This is a genomic window from Blautia hansenii (assembly GCF_013304445.1).
In the GTDB taxonomy this organism is placed as follows: Bacteria; Bacillota; Clostridia; order Lachnospirales; family Lachnospiraceae; genus Blautia.
In genome coordinates, this window is the sequence record NZ_JAAITA010000023.1 from 20,897 (window position 1) to 43,006 (window position 22,110).

Annotated in this window: 20 protein-coding genes and 1 tRNA gene; 8 read left to right on the top strand and 13 right to left on the bottom strand. The window is 42.6% G+C overall.

What is annotated here, in order from left to right:
• Positions 1-118: 118 nt before the first annotated feature.
• From G5A70_RS13245 to G5A70_RS13265, 5 genes are all read right to left on the bottom strand, one after another.
• Positions 119-2,185, bottom strand: coding sequence for a right-handed parallel beta-helix repeat-containing protein (locus G5A70_RS13245; protein ID WP_173750047.1), 2,067 nt, complete (start codon positions 2,183-2,185; stop codon positions 119-121).
• Positions 2,186-2,291: 106 nt separating this feature from the next.
• Positions 2,292-3,458, bottom strand: coding sequence for a helix-turn-helix domain-containing protein (locus G5A70_RS13250; protein ID WP_173750048.1), 1,167 nt, complete (start codon positions 3,456-3,458; stop codon positions 2,292-2,294).
• A gap of 92 nt (positions 3,459-3,550) precedes the next feature.
• Positions 3,551-5,227 (bottom strand): alpha-glucosidase, encoded by a 1,677-nt coding sequence (locus G5A70_RS13255; protein ID WP_173750049.1) that lies wholly within the window; start codon positions 5,225-5,227, stop codon positions 3,551-3,553.
• A gap of 98 nt (positions 5,228-5,325) precedes the next feature.
• Positions 5,326-6,246, bottom strand: a complete 921-nt coding sequence (locus G5A70_RS13260; protein WP_173750050.1) for an AraC family transcriptional regulator — start codon at positions 6,244-6,246, stop codon at positions 5,326-5,328.
• The gene (locus tag G5A70_RS13265; RefSeq protein WP_173750051.1) at positions 6,243-6,917 is read right to left on the bottom strand and encodes a YoaK family protein; all 675 of its coding nucleotides are present in this window, start codon (positions 6,915-6,917) and stop codon (positions 6,243-6,245) included. The genes G5A70_RS13260 and G5A70_RS13265 overlap by 4 nt, the downstream gene beginning before the upstream one ends.
• Before the next feature lie 134 nt (positions 6,918-7,051).
• On the opposite strand from G5A70_RS13265, the gene G5A70_RS13270 reads away from it, so the two are divergent.
• From G5A70_RS13270 to feoB, 3 genes are all read left to right on the top strand, one after another.
• Positions 7,052-7,125: transfer RNA gene (locus G5A70_RS13270), tRNA-Met, on the top strand.
• Between the two features lie 126 nt (positions 7,126-7,251).
• Positions 7,252-7,524 carry a FeoA family protein gene (locus G5A70_RS13275; RefSeq protein WP_173750052.1) on the top strand — a complete coding sequence of 91 codons (273 nt, stop codon included), beginning with the start codon at positions 7,252-7,254 and terminating at the stop codon, positions 7,522-7,524.
• A 6-nt stretch (positions 7,525-7,530) separates the two neighbouring features.
• Positions 7,531-9,423: a ferrous iron transporter B gene (gene feoB / locus G5A70_RS13280; RefSeq protein WP_370779620.1), complete on the top strand. Its 1,893-nt coding sequence runs from the start codon at positions 7,531-7,533 to the stop codon at positions 9,421-9,423.
• Here feoB and G5A70_RS13285 read toward each other — a convergent pair.
• From G5A70_RS13285 to G5A70_RS13305, 5 genes are read right to left on the bottom strand one after another with little or no spacing between them, the layout of a single operon-like run.
• Entirely contained in the window at positions 9,387-10,346 is a 960-nt protein-coding gene (locus tag G5A70_RS13285) for a DMT family transporter (protein ID WP_173750054.1), read from the bottom strand. The genes feoB and G5A70_RS13285 overlap by 37 nt on opposite strands.
• Entirely contained in the window at positions 10,343-11,071 is a 729-nt protein-coding gene (locus tag G5A70_RS13290; protein WP_173750055.1) for a FadR/GntR family transcriptional regulator, read from the bottom strand. Before G5A70_RS13290 ends, G5A70_RS13285 begins: the two co-directional genes overlap by 4 nt.
• On the bottom strand, positions 11,061-11,651 hold the full coding sequence (locus G5A70_RS13295; protein ID WP_173750056.1) for an AAA family ATPase: 591 nt from the start codon (positions 11,649-11,651) through the stop codon (positions 11,061-11,063). The genes G5A70_RS13290 and G5A70_RS13295 overlap by 11 nt, the downstream gene beginning before the upstream one ends.
• 12 nt (positions 11,652-11,663) lie before the next feature.
• A complete protein-coding gene (locus G5A70_RS13300) occupies positions 11,664-12,356 on the bottom strand; it encodes an LrgB family protein (RefSeq protein WP_173750057.1) in 693 nt (230 codons plus the stop codon).
• A gap of 1 nt (position 12,357) precedes the next feature.
• Entirely contained in the window at positions 12,358-12,708 is a 351-nt protein-coding gene (locus G5A70_RS13305) for a CidA/LrgA family protein (RefSeq protein ID WP_173750058.1), read from the bottom strand.
• A 170-nt stretch (positions 12,709-12,878) separates the two neighbouring features.
• Between G5A70_RS13305 and pepT the strand changes: the two genes are divergently transcribed.
• Positions 12,879-14,099 carry a peptidase T gene (pepT, locus tag G5A70_RS13310; RefSeq protein WP_173750059.1) on the top strand — a complete coding sequence of 407 codons (1,221 nt, stop codon included), beginning with the start codon at positions 12,879-12,881 and terminating at the stop codon, positions 14,097-14,099.
• A gap of 259 nt (positions 14,100-14,358) precedes the next feature.
• Here pepT and G5A70_RS13320 read toward each other — a convergent pair whose 3' ends face one another.
• Entirely contained in the window at positions 14,359-14,604 is a 246-nt protein-coding gene (locus G5A70_RS13320; protein ID WP_173750061.1) for a hypothetical protein, read from the bottom strand.
• A 336-nt stretch (positions 14,605-14,940) separates the two neighbouring features.
• Here G5A70_RS13320 and G5A70_RS15785 point away from each other — a divergent pair, with 336 nt between their 5' ends.
• The 3 genes from G5A70_RS15785 to G5A70_RS13335 are packed head-to-tail and all read left to right on the top strand — an operon-like array spanning position 14,941 to position 17,574.
• On the top strand, positions 14,941-15,462 hold the full coding sequence (locus G5A70_RS15785) for a hypothetical protein (protein WP_226853720.1): 522 nt from the start codon (positions 14,941-14,943) through the stop codon (positions 15,460-15,462).
• Between the two features lie 52 nt (positions 15,463-15,514).
• Positions 15,515-16,768, top strand: coding sequence for a DDE-type integrase/transposase/recombinase (locus G5A70_RS13330; protein ID WP_226853722.1), 1,254 nt, complete (start codon positions 15,515-15,517; stop codon positions 16,766-16,768).
• 2 nt (positions 16,769-16,770) lie between these two features.
• Positions 16,771-17,574: an ExeA family protein gene (locus G5A70_RS13335; RefSeq protein ID WP_217218428.1), complete on the top strand. Its 804-nt coding sequence runs from the start codon at positions 16,771-16,773 to the stop codon at positions 17,572-17,574.
• 528 nt (positions 17,575-18,102) lie between these two features.
• Here G5A70_RS13335 and G5A70_RS13340 read toward each other — a convergent pair.
• On the bottom strand, positions 18,103-20,349 hold the full coding sequence (locus G5A70_RS13340; RefSeq protein ID WP_173750062.1) for a S8 family peptidase: 2,247 nt from the start codon (positions 20,347-20,349) through the stop codon (positions 18,103-18,105).
• Positions 20,342-21,388, bottom strand: a complete 1,047-nt coding sequence (locus G5A70_RS13345; protein ID WP_173750063.1) for an ATP-binding protein — start codon at positions 21,386-21,388, stop codon at positions 20,342-20,344. Before G5A70_RS13345 ends, G5A70_RS13340 begins: the two co-directional genes overlap by 8 nt.
• Positions 21,389-21,704: 316 nt before the next feature.
• Here G5A70_RS13345 and G5A70_RS13350 point away from each other — a divergent pair, with 316 nt between their 5' ends.
• Positions 21,705-21,980, top strand: coding sequence for a DUF3892 domain-containing protein (locus tag G5A70_RS13350; protein ID WP_173750064.1), 276 nt, complete (start codon positions 21,705-21,707; stop codon positions 21,978-21,980).
• Positions 21,981-22,110: the final 130 nt, after the last annotated feature.

Genomic DNA, 22,110 nt, shown 5'->3' on the forward strand with positions numbered 1-22,110 from the left:
AACACTTTATCTTATTATAACATTCCGATTGCAGTTCCGTCATTCTTTTTCTTTCTGTTTCTGCAAATTTTTAAAGGGCTTCCCTCCTTGCGGAGAAGAAACCCTTTCTTGTCTCTCTTTATTTGATTTTGCTTCGATTGTTTTCCCAGACAAATGCTTCCAGATTTTCTCCACTGACTGCCGGTCCCGGAAGCGCAGATAAGCCTCTGTGATTTCCGAAATAGTCCTCATTCAGAATAAGGTCGGTTCCGTCCGGATTTTCATATCGTTCTTCCGGCTCAAACGCCTCACCCAGAATATCGCTGTTGATAATACCGTCTTGCATCCCCTCCAGAAATTCATAAACATTGGTTTTCACTTTACAGTTTCCCTTTTCTTCCGTCAGCTTCACAAAGACCTCATGCTCGGTATCCACCAGCTTGTTTTCCTCCCGGTTCCACGGTTTTGCGCCATTAAAATATGCATTACCATCAATCCAGACAGGCAGGTGGTCAAAATGGGCGTGCATCAGTTCATGCATGGTATCCATATCCGCTCTTTCACCCAGCTTAAATTTGGCAATCCATTCCTCATATGTGGGATACCCATTAAAAACAAAGCTTCCCACATCCAGCTTTTCCGTATCCGGAAGTACCATGTCTGCCGGAATTCTCTCTTGGGGCGTCCAGTTTTGTATAAAAATGTTGTTGTAAATCCGGTTGTCCCCATGAAGAATGGTCATAAAGCCTGCCACCTCTGTGCGGTGTTTGATGTGATAAGGGGTGTAACGGGGCTGATTCTTACCGTTGGCTGTCATATCTGTGCCAACGCCCACTGCTGAAAAGGAGCCGCAAATCAGATTGTGTACCAAAGCCACACCCTGGGTAGCCCAGCGCAGCGCTGTTCTGGACAAAAGGAAATTATTGTCCACCAAAATAGGTCCATGTCCCACTTCGATAAACAAATCCATGCCAAATCCCATGCCATTGTCTTTCATAGGAAGAAATTCCGGCAGGAAGTTGTCATGAAGCAGATTCTGGGTGATTCTGGTTCCCTGGGCCTGCCAGTCTGTCCAAATCCCCATGGTGCAGTGGTGAATGTGATTTCTTCTGAAAATCACATCAATTGCCGCATGGAATTTAATTCCTGCCACTTCAGCCCCGGTCAGCTGCTGCATGTTGTTAATATGATGAATGTGGTTGTCTTCAATAATAGAAAAGACACAGCCCATACGCCCTACAATTCCCGCCTGTCCGCAGTCGTGGATATGGCAGCGGCGCACAATATGAGAACCCACAGTTTCTTTGGTCCAGCCGTCATACTGGGCAATACATACCGCATCCCGTTCCATCTGGGTAGGGCTTTTCACATGTTTGCGGGTAAAATAATTGTCATTCTCCTTCTCTGTCTGATGATAATTTCCCAGAGAAATCCCGCAGCACTTGCTGTTGGAAATGTCACAGTCCTCAATAATCCAGCCCTTGCTCCAGTGCGCGCCAATCATACCGTCCTGATAGGCAGCCGGAGGCGCCCAGTTCGTCGCTGCCTTGCTAACCTGAAATCCGCTTAAAGTAATGTATCCCACGCCCTTTTTGTCCGGCATGAAACAGTTGCGGCGCACATTAATTTCCACATTTTCCTCATTGGGATTTTTACCCTGGAAGTTGGCATAAATCACGGTTTCCCTGCCGTCCTGCTCTGTGTACCATTTGTATATGGAATATTCCGGTTCCCAGGAAGCCGGAAACACTTCTCCTTTTAGACATTCTTCCAAAGTTGCGGTCTCGTACAGCATACGGTCATCTAAATATACTGCGCCTCTGTGCATATCCGTAAATTTTCCGGTTTGCGGGTCTTTGGGTGAGAAATACCAGTCCCCCTCCACAATTTCTGTGTAGGGATTATAAGCTCCGAACACACCGTTCTCTATGCGAAGCACCCAAGTGTTTCCTCCATAGTGTTTCCAGCCCTTTGCCTCCTCTGCACCGGTGATAACCGCGCCCAGCGGTTCTGTAGAACGGTACACGATTCTGGCGTCCTCCCGCCCTGCATTTACAGGATTAACGTATTCCCGGTAAATGCCCGGAGCCACCAGCACTTCGTCTCCTGCTTCTGCCACCTTTGCAGCATCGTTGATGTGTTTAAAAGGCATTTCCTTACTTCCGTTTCCCTGGCGGGAAGCTTTTTGATTTACATAAATCTTCATGATTTTCCCTCCTGCTTTCGCAATTCTTATAGGAACATTGTATGGCTTTTTCCGGAAAAAAGTTTATAAAAACCAGGATATTTCTTTCACAGAACCGGATATATTTTTAAAAATCAGTCTGCCTGTTTTTTTCTCTGTATTCTTTGGGAGACTGGTGCATTCTTTTACGAAAAGCCCTACTGAAATGACTGACGCTTCCATAGTGGAGATACTCGGCAATCTCCTGAATTTGACGGTCAGAATATTTTAACAGGTTGCAGGCAGCCTCTGTCTTTACATTGGCAATGTATTCGGTAATGGAAATCCCTTCGTGTTTTTTAAACAGCTTTTGCAAATATTCTTTGGAAATTCCAGACGCTTCTGCCAGTTCCTGAATGGAAATTCTGCCAAACCGCTTTGTGAGAATATTCTTTTTCGCCTCCTCCACATGAAAATTGACAGCGCTCTCCTTCTTGTGAGCAGCTACCAGACGTGCAAAATAAAGCTGACTTTCCCGGCGCAGACGATTCATTTCAAATATGGTTTTACATTCAGACAGTTTTTTCAGATAAATGTCATTGTTGATAAAGCCTTCCGCAGAGCTTAGTCCTCCTTCAATGGCGGCTCTGGCTGCCAGAGAAATACTGATAACAGCCATATACTCCTCATTTTTCTTCAAATCCTCTATGAGTACGGGATGGGATGGAGTATGATACAATTCCCTGTTTTTCAGATACTCCACATCCCCGGCTTTGATGTGGTCATATAAAACCTGCTCTTCTATATAAGTGTGGTTTTTCTGAAAGGCATCCAGTTGGCGCAGTTCTTCGTTGACAATCAGATTGCGGTTTTCTTTGTCTTTGGTCTGAAACATTTTCCCGTCCAGAAGCTGCATACTCTCCTCTTCCGATAAGGCCTTTCCCATGAAAAATCCCAGTATTGCACACAAATCCTCTAACTGGCAGGGAGGACATTCCCGTATCCCGCGGCTCCGGATAAAATTTCTGCCTTGAAAGTTGTCCGTCTTCCCATAGGAAAAAGGCCCCAGGATAAAATATTCCTCCTCTCCTTTGCAACCGCACAGGGCAATGGGGACATGGGTATCATAGGGCAGAAAATACACGGATTCCTGGTGCAGACATTCTTTCAATTCATCAAATTTTTCCTGTTCAAAAGACTCCGGCTGCTCCAAAACGGCAGGGAAACTTTCCTGCAAATCCCAGGTCTGGTTGTACACAGCCACCGGGATTCTGCTGAGGCGGAACAGGAGTTTTATGGTATTTTTTTCGTACATGAGAGGACTCCTTTTGGGTTCATTGCCATCAGTATATCATAAAAGTGCCCGGGAGTATCATTTCTCCAGGACACTTTTCCACATTTTCACTCTTAATTCTGTTTCATTTCCAACACGACAGCCTGATACCCTTCCAGAATCAGCTCTTTCCCCTCCAGTTTCATGTCCGGATAGTTATTGAGCAGTATGTTCTCCACTTCTGCAGGCAGGGTCACGCTCTGTCTCTCTCTCTGAAAGTTTCCAATAACCAGCATGTCTTTGTCTGCCTTTCTGTGGTAAGCCATAAGATTATGCCGTTCCTCTTCAAAGGGAATCACGTCTCCGTACACAAAAGTTTCCTTATATTCCGGAGTTTTTCTTAAAGCAGTCATCTTTTTATAAAAGGCAAGCACGGAGTTTTCGTCTGTTTCCTGGGCAGCTACGTTAATTTGGGTATAGTTGGGATTGACCATAAGCCACGGTATACCTGTGGTAAATCCTGCATTTTTTTCATCGTTCCACTGCACCGGAGTTCTGGCATTGTCCCGGTTGTAAAGGGAAACGATTTTCAAGGCCTCCTCTTTGGTATAGCCTGCATCCAGACATACCTGATACTGATCAAGGGCACTGATGTCGTCTATTTTTTCAATGGGAATCACACCCAGGTTTTCCATACCGATTTCCTGTCCCTGATAAATAAAAGGCAGTCCTCTCATAAAGAAATACAGCGCAGCCAGCATCTTCTTGCTTTCGTCGCACAAATCGCCTTCCGGAATATAATAGCTTACCCCACGGGGTTCATCATGATTCTCAATAATATTAGAATAAAAGCCCACGTCTCCTATTTTTTTCTGGGAATGAAAATAACACTGTTTGTACGCGTCCGGAGTAATACGCTCATTGGCATACCAGCCTTTATCATTCTTGCCCCAGGAAGTTGTGGCAAAATCAAAAATAGAGGAAAAATATCCATTGTCTCCGATAAAATCAGGAAGTTCTTCTTCCTTTTCGTTAAATACCTCTCCTACGGCAAAAGAATCGTGGGGTTGAAAGGTACGTCTGTTCATTTCTCCCAGAAATTCCCCCACCCCTTTTGCATCTGCCAACATGAGGGACATATCGCTTAAACCATCAGCACGGTCAGAAGGATAGTCCTGATAGGGCAGTTTTTTCTTAATATTGATAATGGCATCAATGCGGAATCCCCCCAGTCCCTTATCCAGCCACCAGTTAATATTTTTGTAGACTTCTTCCCGAACCTCCGGATTCTCCCAATTCAAATCCGGCTGTTTTTTGTGGAATGCATGCAGATACTGCTTATCCTCATGTCCCGGCAGGGGTTCCCACACGGAACCGCCGAAGTAGCTTCTCCAGTTGCAGGGACGTTCTCCCTCTTTGCGGTCTTCTATGTAGAAAAAGTTTCCGTACTTGCCTTCCGGGTCTTCGCAGGCTTTTTCAAACCACTCGTGCTCATCGGAACAGTGATTTACCACAAGGTCCATTAAAATATACATATCTCTTTTTTTTGCTTCTGCAATCAGGCATTCCATATCTTCCAGTGTGCCAAAAGCCGGGTCAATATTATAATAATCCGAAATATCATAGCCCTGGTCTGCGAATGGAGAAGGATACATGGGAGAAATCCATATAATATCCACTCCTAAATCTTTTAAGTAATCCAGCTTGCTGATGATTCCGGGAATGTCTCCGACTCCGTCTCCATTGGAATCATAAAAGCTCTTTGGATAAATCTGATACGCTACTTTATCATGCCACCATTTCTTTGTCATAATCAATACCTCCGTCGTTTGCGTATGTTCTTTATGAGTTCTATTATAATGTGCAGAGACACAAAAATCTTACGAATATTTGATTTAAAACTACGATATTATGACTTTCCATCCACATAATGCTTTCGATACTGAAGGGGTGTAAGTCCGGTGTCCTTCTTGAATTCCCGAAGAAAATTCCCCAGATTGTAAAAGCCGCAGTCCAGACAAATCTCCATAACTGCCATGTCCGTGGTCTGCAAAAGAATAATGGCCTGCTTAATCCGATATGCATTCAGATAAGATATCGGGGACTTTCCCAGCGCTTTTTTGAAAAAGCGGCAAAAATACTGTTCGTTCATGTTGGCCTGCTGCGCCAAATCCCGGATATAGATTTTCTCCTGATAATGGGAACGGATAAAATCCAAAGCAGACTTAATAATTTCCACCCGGTAATCGTCCTCCTTTTCCGGTTCCGTCAACAGGGAATACGACGAAAACACAGCCAGCATATTCAGCAGTCCGGCACGAATAAAAAGCTGAGAGGACAAATTCTCCGTAACGGTCTGTCCCTCTTCCGAAAGGAAAGAACCAGTCTCATGAAAAATGCGCAGAATCTCCATGTACTCCTGCCGCACTCTGGCAAAAGTAGGCGACGCCCCAGCCAGATATCTTGGAAGGCGGATACCTCCTTTGGACAAAGGCTGCAGCAGCCGGGTCTGTGCCATATCATAATGTTCGAAGCTGAGAATCCTGGGATGAAAAAGGACCGCAGACTCCAGCCCCTGTGTCAAAGGCTCAATGGAATGCAGTTCGCCGGGATTGATAAAGTAAAAGCATTCTTCCTGAATCCGAAAAGTCTCCATATTAATACGAAGCAGAAACTCTCCCTTTCCAAAATAAAGAATTTCGATTTCATCATGCCAATGGTGTTTTACCCCCTTCCAGGAACAGGTTTCCTCCACCTCGTAAAGCCCGCAGGGAAAAACGGCTGTTCCATGGTCTTTCTGCTCTTTCAACCTGGAAGTATCTGCCATCATATGGTTTTCTCCTGCTTGTGATGGAACATGGCAAGAAAAACTGCCAAAAGTCCGATACAGCTTACCCATACAGCATTTGCCCCCATATGCAGTGTGAGATAGCTTCCCACGGCAGCGCCTATAATAAAGAAAACAATTACATTATAATACTGCAGACTGTTTTTCAGACATTGAGCGTCTCTGTTTTTTAAATAGCGGTAGAGATTTTCCGTAGCGCTTCGCAAATTTCCGGTACACATGGTGGTGGCATAAGAATTGCCGTTCATTTTGCGGAATGCTTCCACCTGCAGAGCACAGACAAAGGAAACCATAACATTAACCAGGGTATCCGTTTTCCCCAGCGGCAGAAAACCTGCAAGAATCAGGCAGAACAATTCTACCAGGACTACCAGCTGTCTCCAGTGTATGCTTTCTTTCCATTTAAACAGGGATTGAATCATTTCACAGACGAAAATTCCCAGGACAAAGGCCAGTATGGGAAGCACGTAATAAAAAGCTTTGCCCCAGTTCTGATTGGTCAGATGAACACCCAGAAGCACAATATTTCCCGTCTGGGCATTGGCAAAGACGTGACCGCGGCAGATATAGGTATAGGCATCCAGAAATCCACCTACTACAGCCAGCAAGATTCCCAGCAGGTGCGTTTCGGACATTTGTTTCGTTTGTTTCATGGAAAAAGCCTCCTTTGTTTCTGTAATTGCTGTTTTGTCTTTAAAAGGATAGCACAGAAAACAAAAAGGGACAAGGCAAATGCTTGACAAAGAGAAATATAGGGTCTATACTAGATTCATACAAAAGCAACTAACGCGGGATGGAGCAGTCTGGAAGCTCGTCGGGCTCATAACCCGAAGGTCACAGGTTCAAATCCTGTTCCCGCTATTGAAGAAAAAGCCATTGACCAGGAAAGTCAAGGGCTTTTTCTTTTTTGTTTCCGTATTTTTTGTCACGCTGTCTTTTTTCTCTCATATAATACACTATATTCTTCTGCCGAAAAGGAGTTTTTCCATGCTGTCCATACCTTTATGTAAACTAAAAAAAGACCAGTGTGCCATAGTAGAAGGAATTTCCTGTCCTTCGGAACATCAGATGGAAAAGTCAGAAATCATCCGGCGCTTTCTGGATTTGGGTTTCTGCCAGGGTACACCTGTAAAGTGTATCAACACAGGTATTTTCAAAAATCCTCATGCTTATCAGATACGGGGAAGTGTGATTGCCATACGCAACGAAGATGCCCAGATGATTTTGGTTCATGCTGCTGACCCTTCCCAAACTATGTAAATGGAGGTGGTTATTTTGTATCTTCATTCAGAACCAGTCTCTTCTTGTACCATTGCTCTGGCAGGAAATCCCAATGTGGGAAAAAGTACGATTTTCAATGGCCTTACCGGTATGCACCAGCATACTGGAAACTGGTCCGGAAAAACCGTTTCTCTGGCAACCGGACACTGTGCTGTGGGAAAACATCTCTATACTTTCACAGACCTTCCCGGCTGTTATTCTCTTCATGCCTGCTCTGAGGAAGAACGCCTGGCTGGTGCCTGTCTCAGAGAAACTGCACCGGATGGGGTGCTCGTTATTTGTGATGCCGTATGTCTGGAACGCAATCTAAACCTTGTGCTGCAAATTCTTTCTGTGACTGCCAATGTTATTTTATGTATTAATCTCATGGATCAGGCAGCCAAAAAAGGCATACATATTTCCTGCAGCACACTGGAAAAAGAACTGCACATTCCTGTCATCGGTATTACGGCCCGCCGAAAACGGGAGATTCGGCGTTTAAAACAATTTCTGGATGCCTGTATGTTTCAAAAAGCAATCGTTCCTCCCATGCTTAAGAAGCTTTCCGAGGATCCCATACCCCGGGCCGAGATGGCCTCAGAACTGTACCAGAAAGCCGTCCGACTGGAAAAACCGGATACCCGCTCTTTTGATGGTACTTTAGATTACCTCTTTACGGGAAAATACACCGGCATTTTCTGTATGCTGCTGCTTCTTCTGTGTATTTTCTGGATAACGCTTCTGGGCGCCAATTACATTTCTTCCCGGCTTCACAATCTGCTGTTCCGTCTGGAGCCTTGGCTGTATGAGCAGTTTTCTCTCCTTCTCCCGGAAAAATTATGTCAACTGCTCATTCAGGGCTGCTACCGGGTAACTGCCTGGGTTGTCAGTGTCATGCTGCCCCCAATGGCTTTGTTTTTTCCTCTGTTTACGCTTTTGGAAGATTTCGGCTACCTGCCCCGGGCTGCTTTTAATATGGACTGCTGTTTTTCCCGCTGCAAGGCCTGCGGCAAACAGGCTCTTACCATGCTTATGGGCTTTGGCTGCAACGCTGTAGGCGTAACCGGCTGCAGAATCGTGGATTCTCCCAGAGAACGTCTCATTGCCATTTTGACAAACAGCTTTGTTCCCTGCAATGGACGCTTTCCCACCATTTTGGTGGTTCTGGTTCTTTTCTTTACCACCAAAAAAGCGACATGTCCGCTGCTTCATACCCTCTGGCTTGCCCTGCTGCTGACCTGTGTCATTCTCTTTGGTGTACTGATGACTTTTTTCTCTTCCTGGCTTCTTTCCAAAACCGTTTTAAAGGGAGTTCCTTCTTCTTTCGTTTTGGAACTGCCGCCCTACCGCAAACCGCAGATTTGTTCCGTGCTGCTGCACTCCGTTGTCCATCGGACACTGCTGGTACTCACAAGAGCAGTTACCGCTGCCATTCCTGCCGGACTACTTATCTGGCTTATGGCAAATACCATGGCAGGAGGCCAAACGCTTCTGACCCGAATATCTGCATGTTTAGACCCTTTTGCCCGGCTTTTGGGTCTGGACGGCACCATTTTACTGGCTTTTATTCTGGGAATACCTGCAAATGAAATCGTGATTCCCATTATCATTATGGCCTACACCTCCCAGTCCTCCCTGGTGGATTTTAAAAATCTTTCCACTTTGCACACTCTTCTTCTGGAACAGGGATGGACGCTTTCTACAGCCGTATCCATGCTGATTTTTTCGGTTCTTCACTGGCCCTGTGCAACCACACTTCTTACCATAAAAAAAGAAACCCACAGCTGGAAATGGACAGCGCTGGCCTTTTTGCTGCCCACCTGCATGGGATTTCTGTTGTGTTTTCTTGTCACTTGTATGTTCTACGGATTCTCCTGCGTGTACTCTTTCGGTGGCTGATTCACCAGATAGATTCCCGCACAGACCAGTACCAGGGCAGTGAGAATCTGCCACCCTTTGGTCTGGCTTTCTTCCCGAAGAATCAGAGTGGATAAAAGCACGCCAAACACCGGATTGGTGAAACCAAAAATAGCAATTTTAGACACTGGATGATACTTCAGAAGAATTCCCCAGAGGGAAAACGCAACCGAAGAAACCAAAGCCAGATAAACCAGCACGGCAATTCCCGGCAACGTCACGTTTGCAATTTGGCCGCCCAGAAAAAAACCGCCTGTCACCATCACCAGACCTCCTGCCATGAACTGCCAGCCGCTTAAAGTCACAGGGTCTTCCTCTTTGGAATAAATTTTCAGCAAGCTGGAGGAAAAAGCGTAGGCCACCACAGAAATCAGCAGAAATCCTTCTCCGTCCAGCCGGAAACTCATGCCAATGTCTTCTCCGTTTAAATTCACCAACACTACACCTGCAAATCCTATGATACAGGCCGTAATTTTTCTCCCGGTCAGCTTCTCCTGATGAAACAACAGGCTGGCAACTAAAATAGCGACAAAGGTGTTTGACGCAATGATAATCGAACCTTTTACTCCGGAAGTATGAGCCAGGCCCAGATAGAAAAAGATATACTGCAAAACCGTCTGGAAAACAGACAGTTTTAACACCAGCGGAATAGAGGCCTTCTTTGGAAGCAGCACTTTCTTCTGTAATAAACTGCCGAAAAGCAGGGCCAGAAATCCCGCCAGGAAAAACCGGATTCCTGCAAACAGAATCTGTGAAGCCGGGTCATCTCCCGTAATGGCAAAAAGACGGTATCCTGACTTTACCGCCGGAAAAGCGCTGCCCCAGAGGGCGTTGCAGAGAATGGCAAGAAAACACACAATAAAAGGCTTCTGCAAAAGGTGTGGGGGTTGTGATTGTTTTTTCATAGCAGCTTTTCTTCCATCTTTTTGATTTCCTCATCCAGCACATTATAATGCTCCCGAATAGCCTTAATGCCTTCCTGCACGTCTTTTTTCCGCAGGTTTTCATAAACCCGTCTGTGGCAATCTCTCAGCTTTTCCCACTCTGCCTGTCCAGCCCGGGCAGAAGCTTTACTGATAACCCGCTCAAACATATCGGACAGCGCGTCATTTAAAATGCCCAACAGATTATTTCCGGAAATTTTTATCAGTTCATCGTGAAAATTCTTATCCTTTTTGGGCCGTTCCTCAGGGGAACAACACTCCAGTTCCTCCAAAAAATAGGCCAAACGTTCCAATTCCTCCTCTTTCGCCTGCCTGGACGCCAGCAGATATGCTCCAATTTCAACGAAACGGCGAAGCTGGCTGATTTCTATATAATTGCTCTGCTGCGTTACCAACAGAATGGAGAACACACTGCCAAGGCTGTTTCCCACATGATTTACCAGGAAGTTTCCCTGTCCGTGCCTGCTTTCGATAATTCCCATATTTTCCAGACAACGCAAAGCTTCTCTGACGGAATTTCTGCTTAGTCCGAGAGTGGACATCAGTTCCCTTTCTGACGGAATTTTGCTTCCAAACTCTACCTCTCCGCTTTCTGCCAGGTTTTTAATATGTTCAATAACCAGATGGTATACCTTTTCTGTGTCCTGTGTCTTTTCTGTTTTTTTTTCATCTCCTTTATTTTTCATCTGTCAAACCTCTGCTTTTCAAATAACTGTATATCAGCTCCACCGTTCTCTCTGTTCCCAGTACGCCTGCATTGATGCACAAATCATAATGATTCATGCAGCCCCAGACCTGACCTGTATAATATTTGTGAAACTCTGCTCTTTCCTCTTCTGCCTTTTGTATTTTAGCTTTTGCCTTGTGAACGGAAATCCCTTCATGGCTGGTGACCCATTCCAGCTTTGCTTCCATATCCGCATAAATAAACAGCCTGACACAATTTTCTTCTTCCTGAAAAATATAATTTCCACATCTTCCAATCAACACACAGGATTCCTGACCGCAAAGTTCCCGAATCCTGCGAAAAGGGATTCTTCCCGCCCGGCTTTCTCCCTGGTTCATGGCAATGGCATACAGCAGGCTGTTGACCGGCTGTTCCTCATAGAAAGAACGCACTTCCTCGTAATCTTCTTTTCCTTTGGCAATTTCCATTAATTCATCCTTACCATAAAAAGGAATGCCCAGCCGCTTTGCCAGTTCCTGTCCGATTTTCTTGCCTCCACTGCCATACTGTCTGGCAATGGTAATCACTAATTTTTCCATGAAACTGCCTCCTTACACAAATCCTGCAAATACAGATGCACCAATTACTGTCAAAAGTCCCGCTACTGCAATAGCAAGACTGCTCATAGCTCCCTCCACAGGACCCATTTCCATAGCTTTCGCAGTGCCTATGGCATGGGATGCAGTTCCAAGAGCCAGTCCCTTGGCTATGGGTTCCTGAATGTGAAACACTTTACACACAAGTTCAGCTATCACATTTCCCAGAATGCCGGTGATAATAATAACTGCCACGGTAATGGTTACAATGCCTCCCAGTTCCTCTGAAATTCCCATCCCAATGGCTGTTGTAATGGATTTGGGAAGCAGGGTTACATACTGCTCATGGCTCAGTCCGAAAAGCTTCGCCAGCACCAGCACACTTACCAGACTGGCAAGAACACCGGAAACAATGCCTGCTGCCACCGCTTTAAAATTTTTCTTTAAAAGTGACATCTGTTCGTAAAGGGGAACGGCCAAACACACCGTAGCCGGAGTCAGAAGATAACTGATATATTTGGCGCTCTCATTATACTGGTCATAATCTACTTTAAAAAGTACCAGAACTGCCATGACACAGATGGTTGCAATCAGCAGAGGATTTAAAATAGCCAGTTTAAATTTTCTTCTTAAGAGCAGCCCTGCTTCGTAGGCCACCAGACTTAACACAGCACCGAAAAAAACGGAATTACTCAAAAATTCTTTCATCTTACTTCTTCCCTTTCCGAATCATAACCTGAGTCACCTGTCCTGTAACCGCCATAACAAACACGGTAGTCACAACCGTAATCACCACTACCGGAATCCACACCGGCAAAAGAGCGTCTTGGGCCTCCAACAGACCTACGCCTGCCGGAATAAACATGACAGGCATAATTTCTATAAGAAAACCCGCTGCTTCCTTCACCTGGTGAATCTTCAAAATTCCGGTTCCCAGGGCTGTCAGCATAAGCACAAGTCCGTATACGCTGGCAGGTATCGGCAGGGGAATCAGCCTGCGCAAAAGCTCTCCTAAAAAGGAGAGCAGCAAAATAACACTGAATTGTTTCAAAAACTTCATCTTTCTTTCCTCTTTTCACTGGTAGTACCAGTCTATTATAGGCATGTCCTTTGCTAAAGTCAAGAGATAGCATAAGAAAGACTGTTATTTCGGAATTTCTCCGTCTGGACAACCTTCCTTCCTTGTGTTAGCATAATTTACAGAAAGAATTTTTTTAAGGAGATTTCACTATGAATGTAAAAGAACGTTTTCTGAAATACATTTCTGTGGACACGACTTCTGACCCATCCTCAGAAACTTTTCCAAGCACCAAAAGCCAGCTGGCCTTTGCAGCAGATTTAGAAGCAGAAATGAAAGAAATGGGACTTGCAGAGGTGTCCCTGGACCAGTACGGTTATGTTTTCGGCACCATTCCCTCCACCATTCCCGACTATCAGGGAAAAATTCTGGGCTTTATCGCCCACATGGATACCTCCAGCGCAGCCTCCGGCGCCAATATTTCTCCGCGTCTTATTGAAAATTATGACGGAAAGGACATTGTGCTTCACACTGAGAAAAATATTATTATGCGTACAAAGGATTTTTCCAATCTCAGTCAGTATCAGGGACAGGATTTAATTGTGACGGACGGTCTGACCCTCTTAGGCGGGGACGATAAAGCGGGAATCGCCGAAATTCTCACAGCCGCTGAATACCTGCTGGCTCACCCGGAAATTCCCCACGGTCCCATTCGTATCGGTTTCACGCCGGACGAGGAAATAGGCCAGGGAACAGACCACTTTGATGTAGAAAGATTCGGTGCGGATTTTGCGTATACGATGGACGGCGGCGAATGCGGCGAACTGGAATACGAAAACTTCAACGCAGCCAGCGCTTTTGTTACATTTCATGGCGTCAGTATTCATCCCGGCTCTGCCAAGAACAAAATGATAAATGCCGTTCTTCTGGCCATGGAATTTCAGAGTATGATGCCTGAAAACCAGAAGCCTGAGTATACCCAGGACAGAGAAGGTTTCATTCACCTGGACGGCATTGAAGGTTCTGTGGAAAAAACTGTTTCCGAATACATTATCCGTGACCACGATATGGAATTGTTCCGGGAGAAAAAGCAATTTATGGAACGGACGGCAGCTTATATGAATGAGAAGTACGGAAAAGGTACTGTGGAACTGAAGCTTGAGGATTCTTACTTTAATATGAAGCAGCAGATTGAGCCGCATATGAATCTCATTGAGAATGTGCTGACTGTTTATGAGAAGCTGGATATCCGGCCCCAGGTACTTCCTATCCGGGGCGGTACAGACGGCGCACAGCTTTCCTTTAAGGGACTTCCCTGCCCGAACCTGGGCACCGGCGACCATAACTGCCATGGGCACTTTGAGTTTGTGTGTGTGCAGGCCATGGAGAAGTGCGTGGATGTGATTGTGGAATTGGCGAAGATGTGTGTGTAAAAGGTATCGGATTTGTGAATTTCCTACATCAGAGTAATTCATGGCATCGCCCTGAATTACTCTGATTCCATCTAAATTCATAGTTTCAAACCTGTCTGGGGTACCGGGGTCTCCATCGTGTCTAATCAAGCGCCAGTGTTAATTCTCTTGCACTCCAAAATTCCAATCCATTTTCACGCATATTCTTAATATCTTCAAATCGCTTATATTCTTTTGCAATTAATTTGCTCATGAAATCCCCAATACACTCTATTCTAAATTATAGTTCAATCTTAAATTTTCCTCTGCTCCACAACCACATAGGCGTATGTATATCGATTGGTACATATTCCGTATCTTTAAGTATTGCCTTCCATCTATCTGCAACAAGCATCTGTACATTTGGCAGTGCCGCCTCTTCCAATGTAATAATACCCAATTTTGTACTCGCCTGTATTACATGAGTATCCGGAGCTACGGTAATATTTTCCCGGTCATGGAATTTTGTGTCCGTATACTGTTCCATAACATAAAGCCAATAATTATTAATTTTATTTCCACCAAGGTATGGAAACATTTTCTTATGCTGCTAAATATATGCTTTAATTTCAGCTACGCTGTCATCCATCCTCTGTGTTATCAGTCACTTTATAACAAACCGATTTTTCAATTTTCATGCAAAATAAAAGAGGTCTTGGAATAAAGGAATCTGACGTATTTTCCATCAGATTATTTTATCCTGAGACCTCTTGTGTTATCATATGGTTTTGTAACCGTGAAATAAAAAAGCAGAAACCTCCCCGACCAAAGTTTGATTTCTGCTTTCACCCAAACATAGCTTACGCTACATTCATGCATACCTATGATAACAATTAAAACAGAAAACTACAACCTTATTTCTCAGGATTTTTACAATAAAACAATAGATTCTCTTGATCTGAACCTTATTTCATGTGTCTGCGGTCACTCCGGCTGTCTTATCCGTTATGGCTCTTACAGACGCAGCATCCAGCTTGCTGACAGGGTTCTCTCCCTTTCAGTCATTCGTGTGTACTGCAAGGCATGCGGGCATACCCATGCACTGTTACTTTCATCCATGATCTCTTATTCACAGATCCCTCTGGTTCTGCACGTCCGTCTGATTCATGCTTATGAGCATGAAACCGGATTCCGGAACATACTGGCAGAACAATACCTCGTGGATGAAAACAACCTGAAATCCATCATCCGGAACTACCGTTTACATTGGAAGCAGCGGCTGCTTTCCATGAGGCTTCACCTCCCCGATATCCCCAGCCTGATTTCAGGATGTTTTTCCCTCTTTTCCAGACAGTTCATGCAGATGAAATCAACCTCCAATCAACTTTTTATCCTGCCAACATAACCTTACACGACAGGTCTGCTTTTATCCTTTATCCTTTAGAAAAAGGAGGCAGATGAAACTTATGAAACAAGAAAAGCAACAGGAAATCGCACTGATGCGCTATGGCGCCATCGCACCTATTATTGCAGGACTTGATGAACGTTATCCAAGCAAGACCGCTTTTTACACGGAAATTTCTGCAAAAGGACTCATGGGACCCGACGGGAAGCTCCATCATTATGCTCCCGCCACCATTGAAAAATGGTATCTGGACTATCAGAACCATGGTTTTGAAGGTCTCGTCCCGAAAGGGCGGTCAGATGCCGGCATGAGCCGCAAGCTTGACGAAGAACTTCAGGAGAGAATCCGGTATTTCAAGACCAACTATCCACGCATGTCTGCGGCCGCTATTTACAGGCAGCTGAAATCCGATGGCTCTGTAATAAACGGACAGGTATCCGAATCCACCGTCAGCCGCTTTGTGAAACGGCTTCAGTCGGAACTGCGGCAGACACCGAACAAGGATATGCGCCGCTATGAACGCCCTCATATCAATGAGGTCTGGTGCGGGGACAGCAGCGTCGGTCCCCGCCTTACAGATTCGGATGGCAAAAAACACCGGATCTATATCATTGCCCTGATTGATGATGCCAGCCGCTTCATTACCGGAATTGATGTGTTCTATCATGATAACTTTATCAACCTGATGTCGGTTATGAAATCAGCCATAGCAAAGTATGGGCGCCCAAAAGTTTTCAACTTTGACAATGGTAAATCTTACAAAAACAGGCAGATGGAACTCCTTGCCGCAAGAATCGGTACAACACTCAGTTACTGCCAGCCATACACTCCCACCGGAAAAGCCAAGATTGAACGCTGGTTCCGGACGATGAAGGATCAGTGGATGGCAGCCCTTGATATGCGGGATTTCCATTCACTGGAAGAACTGAGGGGAAGTCTGTACGCTTTTGTCCAGCAATACAACCAATCCCCCCATTCTTCCCTCCGTGGACTGTCCCCACAGGACCGTTTCTTTTCGGAACCGGAGCAGATCCGCAGACTTTCTGAGGAAGACATCCGTCAAAATTTCCTTCTGGAGATTGAACGCCGGGTATCTGCTGACAGTGTAATCGTCATCGACCAGATTGAATACGAAGTTGATTATCGTTTTGCACGGCAGCGTATCCGCCTGCGCTATTCCCCGGATATGAAAGAAATCTTCATTGTGGAAGCTGACGGGACGCTGACACCAATCCGGCTTCTCAATAAAACCGAAAACGCATTGATAAAAAGAGAAAAAGTACGCTTATGCAAAGGAGACGAATGATTATGGATTACACTGCAAGATATGGATTGGAGTTCAATCCTTTCCTAAAGAACTCAAAGGAAGTCCTCGTAGAAACACAGGAATACAAGGAGGTTCTGTTCCGTCTGAACTACCTGCTTACCACAAAAGGTTTCGGCCTCCTGACCGGAAGCGCCGGAAGAGGAAAGACCACCGCTGTCAGGAACTGGGCTTCGGGACTGAATACTTCCCTTTATAAAGTAGTTTATTCCAGTCTTTCCACCCTGACTGTAAATGATTTTTACCGGAATCTTGCCGCTGAACTTGGAGCCCAGCCTGCATTCCGCAAGACCGATAACTTCAAAATCATTCAGGATGAAATCAACCGTCTCGTACTTGAGAAACGACAGACGCCTGTCATCATCATAGATGAAGCGAACTATATCGGAAACGCTGTACTCAATGACTTAAAAATGCTGTTCAACTTTGAAATGGATTCCAAAGACCGGGCTGTTGTTCTTCTTTCCGGTCTGCCACAGCTCAACAGCACCCTGCGTCTAAGCATCCACGAACCTTTCCGCCAGAGAATTGTCATGAATTATAATCTGGAAGGCATGACAAAAGCAGAAGGGCATTCCTATGTTGCTGCCAAACTGAATGGCGCCGGATGCACACAAACGGTATTCGAAGACAATGCACTGGAAGCAATCCTCAATGCAGCGAATGGGACCCCACGTATGATCAACAAACTGTGTAATGCAAGTCTGTTGGTTGGAAACAGCTCAAATTTAAATATCATAACCGCCGATGCCGTCATGCAGGCAATCAATGACTGTGAACTCGGATAGCTTTAGAAACCATCATGTAAGATAATCTGCATGATGGTTTTTTCTCATAAAATAACGTGCCTGAAGCGTCCAAAAATATATGCTTCATCCCATCGTTAGGTGCTCTGAAAGACCCGTTTTAATCTGACGGAAAAGGCAGCGTTTAATTTGCCGAATAACAATCTGTTTATCTTCCATTTTACTAGAATTAGCTGTCTCATCATATAAAGATATAATCAATTTTGAAATCTCATCTTCTATGCCCCATTGTTTTCTCAAAGTCTCTATCTTCATCTGTAAAACATTTTCACATAACTGTATAACCATGTCTGCATAATCAATAAAGGAAATTCTACATCCATGTCAATATTCTTTACTTGTATTCCACATTGATATGCTTCAACTTATTTGATTTAAGTTTTGAAAGCAACACGATACTTTCAACATGTTCATCGTCGTCCAAACCAATATTTAAATCATTTTCAATAATTGATACCCATTCCTCAGCACAATCATTAAACCATACACTTACTTATTTCATTGAATTTTCTATTCAAATTCAATTTCTTCTTCTGCCTTACTGTATACATCAATCTGATTTTCTATATCGATTCTATTGACAAGCCATCCTCTTACCATACACAATTTTATAAATTCATCAATACGATTTATACCATTCATCTCCTTTAACGTAACAACCACACCAAATTGTAATCCTCTTCCTGCTTTTGGAACAAGTCGTTCCTTCGTTTTAATACTCAATCCCCACATTCCCGCTGAATAAGCTTTTCGAGGCCTTGCATTTTCTTTAATTGCCTCACTAATATGTTTTATATTATCCCATTTTCGATACAGTTTACGTGCATCTTCTTCATAAATATTTTGAATTCCTTCATCTGCTTGTTTGTTGTAATCTATAGCTTTAATCATGGCTTTTCCATCTTTTTCAATTATTCTTCCAAAGTGGAGATCCATTTCTGTACTTGTATAATCTACACCCTGATTTCTATCGCTTTTTGGAAAATATGCCAATGTTGCCTTTGCAAAAAAAGGATGTGCCTTCATATCTTGTGGAACTGGAATATTATACGTATATGTTTCATATTCATCAATGGTTCCATTCATAATAAATCTAATTTCATCATCTTTGGAATGTGTAATATCCTCAATACGTTTTGGTACAACCCCATACCCCATGGCAAAATATTTATTATCCTGACGATTCCATCCTGCTGCCGAATCAATTATCAGTGCTTTTGCAACTTCTCTGCTTAATCCTACGATATGGATAAGATATGCCATTTTTCTTGTAATCCAAGGTGCAGCAAATGAAGTTCCACATACTGTTGCCATGCCTAAAGGTTCACAAACTGTAATTTTTTCCTGTTTATCTCCCCCATAGTAGCAAATATCTGGTTTATAAAAGAAAGATAGTACCGGTCCTACCCTTGTATATGAAGCTGGTTTACCGTTAAAATCAACAGCATTAACTATTAATGAGTTAAGTGAATCTGCTGGAGCACCTATTTTCACAGTTCCTGTCATTTTTCTTGTTTTGTTTGTCCCTGCGACAACAAATATAACATCATACTCACATTGAATCTTATCTAACTCTGCTGCTTCGGGCGATATAAAATTGGGATCGATTTCCATCGCCGATCCTAATGAAAGATTCCATACTTTAATATCTCTGTTACTCGCTATGATATCTCTAATCATTTTAAGGATTGTAAACGAACTGAATCCACCTGCTGTTGCTACTCCAAAATGTTTTACCCTAAATCGTCCACAGCCATCATCCAGTTTTGGATTAAAAGCTGGTCCATCCACAATTATTGAAGTTACCGCTGTTCCATGGAAACGATCTTCTGTAGTAATTGTGATGTTCGGATCAACCATATTGTGTGAAACGACCCAATTATGAAAATATACCCTTTTGTCAAATTGAGTATCAATAACACCAACTGTTGGTTCATTTGTGGGTTCTGGAATCGATATTAAACTTTCTGATTCATCTTTCACAATATCTTCATCTATAACAATTTCTGCTAAATCTCTAACATGCATTGCAATCAAATATGGGGCATTATTTTGCAAAATCTGAATTTCTCTACCGTCAAGTCTAAGAGTTGTTTCATCAATCATTTTAGCATGTATCATATCAATGCCAAATTTGCTTAATAATTCTACTGTATTTACTCCTGTTTTATAAATCGTTACAATTGATCTATCTTTGATTGTTTCATCTACACGATCTAATCTAAAACTTTCTACATAATTAGAATCTACAACTACTCTTAAAAAACTAGATTTAGCCATTATATTTACATTATATTTTCCACTATTTATTAATTGGGTATCTTTATCTGTTATTTCACCATTATAATACTTATTTAGAACCAATTCACATTTTTCTAAATATTGTATTGATTTCCGCAAAGCTTCAAAAGAAATAAAATACGTAAAAACATGCTTCTTTACTTTTTCATTTTTTGCGTTATTCTCATCCACAAATTTTGCCCCTCTAATTGACATGTTGGGATGTGAACTTTTTTCTCCAAGCAAAATCTGCAACCTATTGCTCTTTGCAACAATGCACTTATAATGAACGCTGATTAGAACTCCACCTATCGTCATCTCATTTTTCCAATAGTTCTCTAATTGTTTTAACTGTTGTTTCATATTTCCGACATGCTCAGCTGTAACTTTTGAACCTTTTGGAAGATTCGTCGGTCCAAAACCATTCACATTTTTCCGCTTCTGAAACTGTCCTCTAAGTTGTAATATATCATTCATCCATGCTCTCCTTAAGTTCTCTAGCTACAGTGCTCCTAGGAATCCTCGATAAAATTTCTATTTCTCTAATTGTAAATTTCTGAGATTTTAATTCTTTCAAATTTTGAGGCTGTTTACCATTAACTGCATAGTACAATCGTCTAAAATAATCCATTCCATCATCAGGATCACTAAACGCAACCGCTGTCCTTATTAAATTTTTTAAATCTCCTGGATATGGAATTGGTTCCATCAATCCAATGATTTTACGAAATAAGCGGATATCCTTACTTGCTAATTTAAATTTTACTAAAAACTTATTTAAAAATTCTTCTGCGATTGACATTAAATCTCCTTTTGTATATCTGTTGAAATCTATCACAGAATCAAATCTTCTAATTAAAGCTTTATCGAAATGTTCATATAAATTGGTTGTCGCAACTAGTACAACTCTTTCATCCATATAATCCATTCCTTTAAGCATAGAAGATGTCGCTCTTCCCATTTCTCGCAAATCATTTGTATTAGTTCTGTCTAGTGCAATTGCATCTATTTCATCAAATAGTATTATTACATTTTCTGGATGAACAAAATTATTTATTTCTTTAAATAGAGAAGAAATATTTTTTTGTGTCTGCCCTAATTTACTATCAATAACAGCAGCAAAATCCACCATATAAATATCTCTATTTAAGATACGAGACAATTGTTTGACCGCTTCCGTTTTCCCTGTTCCCGGCGATCCTTGAAATAGGAATTTATTTATTCCAGCTTTATGTGCAACTGCATGTACAATTCCAAGAATATCCTGTGTGACCGAATCTGGAAGCCATAAACTATCTCCAGATGATTCAATTTTTTCAAATAACGCTGAGTCACTTTCATTCATTTGAGGTACAAATGTATTCGCATTTGACATTAATGCCATAATATACTCAGCTAATTGGTAATCTCCTGATTTATCAAAGTCTTTTGCAATCTCATATGCTTCACTTCTAAAACCTGCATCATTTTCTTCTGAATAATATTTTATCAAATTAAGAATGCTTTTCTTCTTCATAATGTGCCACCCCTGTCTTTTTCTTAATTATATCTCCACGGGACATTTTTGTCAATATTGGGACAAAATTTAAATTGACTTTTTTTGTTAAGTCGTGTTATAGTGATTATGAAATTAAAACAAATAAAAAATTTCAATAAAAAAGAAACCAGCATCTAAGCGAATAGAATACTGGCCTCTGTGTACAAATGTACTTCATCCAAAGTAAGTTTAACACAGAACAATTTCCCAGACAACCAAAACCTTTGTTCGACTTGATTTCTTTTCTTATTGTTTATATAGAATATTCACAAAAAAATTTGAAAGGAAATAAAAAATGAAAGCAACAAAAATAAAAATGAAAACAGGATGTGCACAGTCCAACAATACAACTGAAATATCCGAAATTTACGTAGAAGGATGTACTAACCCAGGATACTTTGCTAAAGAATCCTTATATGATTACCTAAAAAATAACCCTGATTCCATTCAGGTAAACATTTATCCTTATCCAAACTTAATCCCTGCACTCAGCAGTAATCAAGAAAAATATGTTCGTTCAGAGCCAAATGATACTCCGAATGATAATCTTTTAAAATTGCCAAGAAACTAATCCATACTAAGCAATATTTACATCAAACACGTAGATGAAAGATGCCATCTACGTGTTTGCAATTTCTATAATAAACCTAGATTATTCACGGCACAGCCGTGAAAGTGGCTGAAAGCCACATAGTTGCTGT

Coding starts and splice junctions, on each gene's coding strand:
- pepT (WP_173750059.1), top strand. CDS start 12,879: ATGAATGTAAAAGAACGTTTTCTGAAATACATTTCTGTGGACACGACT.
- G5A70_RS13260 (WP_173750050.1), bottom strand. CDS start 6,246: ATGATGGCAGATACTTCCAGGTTGAAAGAGCAGAAAGACCATGGAACA.
- G5A70_RS13275 (WP_173750052.1), top strand. CDS start 7,252: ATGCTGTCCATACCTTTATGTAAACTAAAAAAAGACCAGTGTGCCATA.
- G5A70_RS13300 (WP_173750057.1), bottom strand. CDS start 12,356: ATGAAAGAATTTTTGAGTAATTCCGTTTTTTTCGGTGCTGTGTTAAGT.
- G5A70_RS15785 (WP_226853720.1), top strand. CDS start 14,941: ATGATAACAATTAAAACAGAAAACTACAACCTTATTTCTCAGGATTTT.
- G5A70_RS13330 (WP_226853722.1), top strand. CDS start 15,515: ATGAAACTTATGAAACAAGAAAAGCAACAGGAAATCGCACTGATGCGC.
- G5A70_RS13295 (WP_173750056.1), bottom strand. CDS start 11,651: ATGGAAAAATTAGTGATTACCATTGCCAGACAGTATGGCAGTGGAGGC.
- G5A70_RS13340 (WP_173750062.1), bottom strand. CDS start 20,349: ATGAATGATATATTACAACTTAGAGGACAGTTTCAGAAGCGGAAAAAT.
- G5A70_RS13305 (WP_173750058.1), bottom strand. CDS start 12,708: ATGAAGTTTTTGAAACAATTCAGTGTTATTTTGCTGCTCTCCTTTTTA.
- G5A70_RS13285 (WP_173750054.1), bottom strand. CDS start 10,346: ATGAAAAAACAATCACAACCCCCACACCTTTTGCAGAAGCCTTTTATT.
- G5A70_RS13290 (WP_173750055.1), bottom strand. CDS start 11,071: ATGAAAAATAAAGGAGATGAAAAAAAAACAGAAAAGACACAGGACACA.
- G5A70_RS13250 (WP_173750048.1), bottom strand. CDS start 3,458: ATGTACGAAAAAAATACCATAAAACTCCTGTTCCGCCTCAGCAGAATC.
- G5A70_RS13335 (WP_217218428.1), top strand. CDS start 16,771: ATGGATTACACTGCAAGATATGGATTGGAGTTCAATCCTTTCCTAAAG.
- G5A70_RS13345 (WP_173750063.1), bottom strand. CDS start 21,388: ATGAAGAAGAAAAGCATTCTTAATTTGATAAAATATTATTCAGAAGAA.
- G5A70_RS13245 (WP_173750047.1), bottom strand. CDS start 2,185: ATGAAGATTTATGTAAATCAAAAAGCTTCCCGCCAGGGAAACGGAAGT.
- G5A70_RS13350 (WP_173750064.1), top strand. CDS start 21,705: ATGAAAGCAACAAAAATAAAAATGAAAACAGGATGTGCACAGTCCAAC.
- G5A70_RS13255 (WP_173750049.1), bottom strand. CDS start 5,227: ATGACAAAGAAATGGTGGCATGATAAAGTAGCGTATCAGATTTATCCA.
- G5A70_RS13265 (WP_173750051.1), bottom strand. CDS start 6,917: ATGAAACAAACGAAACAAATGTCCGAAACGCACCTGCTGGGAATCTTG.
- G5A70_RS13320 (WP_173750061.1), bottom strand. CDS start 14,604: ATGGAACAGTATACGGACACAAAATTCCATGACCGGGAAAATATTACC.